The following is a 3,742-nucleotide window of genomic DNA, read 5'->3' on the forward strand; positions in this document are numbered from 1 at the left end:
GATCTCGGCGGCGCCCTCGAAGATCGAGAGGATGCGCGCATCGCACAGAACCCGGCTGATCGGATATTCCAGCGCAAATCCGTTGCCGCCGTGGATCTGGAGCGCGTTGTCGGCAGCCGCCCAGGCGACGCGCGCAGCGAGAAGCTTGGCCATTCCGGCCTCGAGATCGCAACGCTTTCCGGCATCCTTCTCGCGGGCCGAATAATAGGTGATCTGGCGCGCGATGTGGATTTCGGCGGCCATCATGGCGAGCTTGTCGGCCACGCGCGGGAAGGCGATCAGCGGCTTGCCGAACTGGATGCGCTCCTGCGCGTATTGCAGGCCGAGATCGAGCGCCGACTGCGCCACGCCGACGGCCCGCGCCGCCGTCTGGATGCGCGCCGATTCGAAGGTCTGCATCAGTTGCCTGAAACCCTCACCCTCGACATTGCCGAGCAGGTTTTCGCCGGCGACTTCGAACCCGTCGAAGGATAGTTCGTATTCCTTCATGCCGCGATAGCCGAGCACCTCGATCTCGCCGCCTGACAATCCCGCGACGGGGAAGGGGGCCTCGTCACTGCCGCGCGGCTTCTCGCCGAGCAGGATCGAAAGCCCGCGATGGCCGGCTTCCTCGGGCCGCGTGCGCACCAGCATGGTCATCAGATCGGCGCGCACCGGATGGGTGATCCAGGTCTTGTTCCCGTAGACCTTCCAGACATCGCCCTCGCGCGTTGCGCGGGTCTTCAGCGAGGCGAGATCCGAGCCGGTATCGGGCTCGGTGAAGACGGCGGTGGGTATGATCTCGCCCGAGGCGATAGCCGGCAGGAAGCGCGCCTTCTGTTCCGGCGTGCCGCCGCCCTGGATCAGCTCCGCCGCGATCTCCGAGCGTGTGCCAAGAGAGCCGACGCCGATATAGCCGCGCGACAATTCCTCGGAGACGACGCACATCGACACCTTCGATAGCCCCATCCCGCCGAATTCCTCGGGGATGGTGAGACCGAAGACACCGAGCTCGGCCATCTGCCCGATCACCTCGATCGGGATATAGGCGTTCTGTTCGTGCCAGTGATGCGCATGGGGCGCGATCTCGGCCTGCGAGAAGCGATGCATCTCGCTGCGGATCGCCTCCAGCGTCTCGTCGAGCCCGGCATCGCCCTGGACCAGCATGCCGGAGGATTGGCGCATCAGATCGATCACCCGGGCGCGGTTTTCCGCCGTATTGCCGTCATCGATCAGCGCAGCAACGGAGGGGGTGTAGAATTGCGCGATCTCACCATGGTCGAAGCCGAAGGCGGAGAGCCGCACGATCTCGCCCTGGCTCATCGGGATGCCGTTGAGCGCCTGGGCGCAATATTCGCCGGCGCCGATGCGTACCAGCATTTCCTCCATCGCCCCGAAGCGCCCTTCCGCGCTCAGGCGTTCGCTGTAGGCGGTGAGTTCGCGAAGCGTGCGCACGTAAGTTGCGAGCCAGGCCAGACCATGGGCGGCATGCTGCTCGGCATCGAGCCGGGCGGCATCGACGCGACCGTCCCTGACGATGCGCGGCCGCAGCTTGTCGCGCGCGGCATCGAGCAGCGCCTCGAGGCTGGTAACGGCTTCATCGAGCAGAGCAGGCAGCGACTGCGCTGATGCGGCGGCATTGGCGACGGACATGGCATCTCCTTGCGGGCATTGCGCATGCGCGCGACCCGCGTATTCGTTTTATCTGATGGTTTAGAACGCTGGCACCGACGAAGCCAGCCCTCATCGCTCACACCGGCTGCGCGTCATTGCCGCGATGCCTCGGCAACGTCGTCGTTGCGTAGATCGCGAGACCCGCGGCGGCAGCGAAATAGGCGGCGATACCGAAGAACTGGTGCGACAGAGCGAGTCCGAGATCGATGAGCCCGCCACTGATCGCAGGGCCGAGCGCGGTGCCCAGCACCATGATCGCGGCGATCATGGCGCGGATCGCGCCGAGATGGCGGGTGCCGTAGGTCTCGGCCCAGAGCGTCGCCATCAGTGTTGTGTGCATGCCCGTCGACGCGCCCATCAGCATGATGGCCGGGCCTGCGGCTGCCGGGCTCGGCGCGAGCGCGAAGGCGATATATCCCAGCGCGATCGGAACGAGGTAGAGCCGCGCGAGCGCCGCGCAGCCGAAGCGGTCGACGAACCAGCCGGCGAGCAGCAGGAAGAGCACGCTCGTCCCGGTAAAGAGCGGGAACAACGCCACCAGCGTCAGATGCGCCCAGTCCTTCGCCTCCGCGAGATGCACCTGGTGAAAGAAGAAGGCCGTCATCCAGGCTGACGGGCCGAGCAGCGCCGGCACCATCAGCCAGAAGAAGCGGTGCCGAAAGACCTCGCCGCGTGTCCACATCCGCCCGTCGATGCCCTGTGAGCCGGTATCGCGGGCAAATGATTGCGGCGTGCGCTCGCGCCCGAGCAGCAGGTAGAGAAGCGGCGCGAAGGCGATCAGGATCAGCGCGGCGGCAACCCACAGCATGCGCCAGTCGAACAGGCCGAGCAGGGCCACGAAGATGATCGGCAGGAACGCCTCCCCCGTCGCGACCCCGAGCCCGGCGATCGACACCGCGCGTCCGCGCGTCGCCACGAACCAGCGCGCCATCGCGACCATGGCGATATGCCCCATGAAGCCCTGACCGAACAGGCGCAGGAAATAGATCGCCACGACCAGCACGATGACATGCGTGGCGAGTGCCATCCCGAGCGCCGCCATCCCCAGCCCGAGCAGGACGCCCGCGCCCAGAACCCTGACGCGAAAACGGTCCGAGAGCGTGCCGGCAAAGACCATGGTCGCCGCCGAAGCCATGGTCGCGATGGCATAGAGGCTGCCCCAGCCGCCATGCGACAGGTCGAAATACGCCCGGATCTCGCCCGCAAAAACCGCGATGAAGAAGGTCTGGCCGAAGCTCGAGGTGAAGGTCAGCAGAAATCCGGCGAGGAGCCAGACGGCATTGTCTTTGGCGAAGCGAAGGAAGCCGGGCATGCGTGTTGATCTGTCCATGGGCGGGATCGCGCATAGAGATCACGGTTTGCCGCAAGGCGCAAACGGCGCTATCGCTGCCTTCGAAATGCCGCAGCGGCAGCAATAGCGAAACGGCGGGAAAGGCGAGGATCATGACGGGTCAGGCGGATACCGGGACGCAGCCGACGGCAGAAGCGCGCGACGCTGCAGGGCAGGGGCCGCTCGCCGGCTTGCGCATCGTGGAATCGACTGCCTTCATCGCCGCCCCGCTCTCCACCATGAGCCTTGCCCAGCTCGGCGCGGAGGTGATCCGCCTCGATGCGCCGGCGGGCGGCCTCGATTACCGGCGCTACCCCCATGCCCCGGCCGGGGCGAGCCTGTACTGGAGCTTCCTCAACCGGGGCAAACGATCCGTCACCCTCGATCTGCGCAGCGCCGGCGACCGCGAACGCGCCGCCGAACTCATCTGCGCACCGGGCGAGGGCAATGGCATCTTCGTCACCAATCTGCCCTTGAAGAAGGAACTCACCTTCGAGGCGCTTGCCGCGCGCCGCCCGGATGTGATCGTGATCAGCCTCGACGGCAGCCCTGATGGCGCCACGGCGATCGACTATACTGTCAATGCCGCCTGCGGCGTCGCGATGATGACCGGGCCGCAGGGCATTGCCGGCCCTGTCAACAACGCCATGCCGTTCTGGGACGTGATCTGCGGCAAGACAATCGCGCTGGGCTTGCTCGCCGCCGAGCGCGAGCGCCGCCTCACCGGGCGCGGCCAGCATGTGAAGCTGAGCCTCTCCG

General features: G+C 66.4%; 3 protein-coding genes. 1 reads left to right on the forward strand and 2 read right to left on the reverse strand.

What is annotated here, in order from left to right:
* A partial coding sequence (locus VKP01_RS00210) for an acyl-CoA dehydrogenase family protein (RefSeq protein WP_324409629.1) occupies nt 1-1,632 on the reverse strand: 1,632 nt, incomplete at its 3' end.
* Between the two features lie 97 nt (nt 1,633-1,729).
* Nucleotides 1,730-2,983 (reverse strand): MFS transporter, encoded by a 1,254-nt coding sequence (locus VKP01_RS00215; protein ID WP_324409630.1) that lies wholly within the window; start codon nt 2,981-2,983, stop codon nt 1,730-1,732.
* Between the two features lie 113 nt (nt 2,984-3,096).
* On the opposite strand from VKP01_RS00215, the gene VKP01_RS00220 reads away from it, so the two are divergent.
* The coding region (locus VKP01_RS00220) for a CoA transferase (RefSeq protein ID WP_324409631.1) at nt 3,097-3,742 on the forward strand (646 nt) is incomplete at its 3' end.

Origin of the sequence: Saliniramus sp. (assembly GCF_035311605.1) — a bacterium.
Classification (GTDB): Bacteria; Pseudomonadota; Alphaproteobacteria; order Rhizobiales; family Beijerinckiaceae; genus Saliniramus.

Excerpts from the sequence above, each read along its gene's own strand:
- VKP01_RS00215 (WP_324409630.1), bottom strand. The coding sequence starts at position 2,983 with ATGGACAGATCAACACGCATGCCCGGCTTCCTTCGCTTCGCCAAAGAC.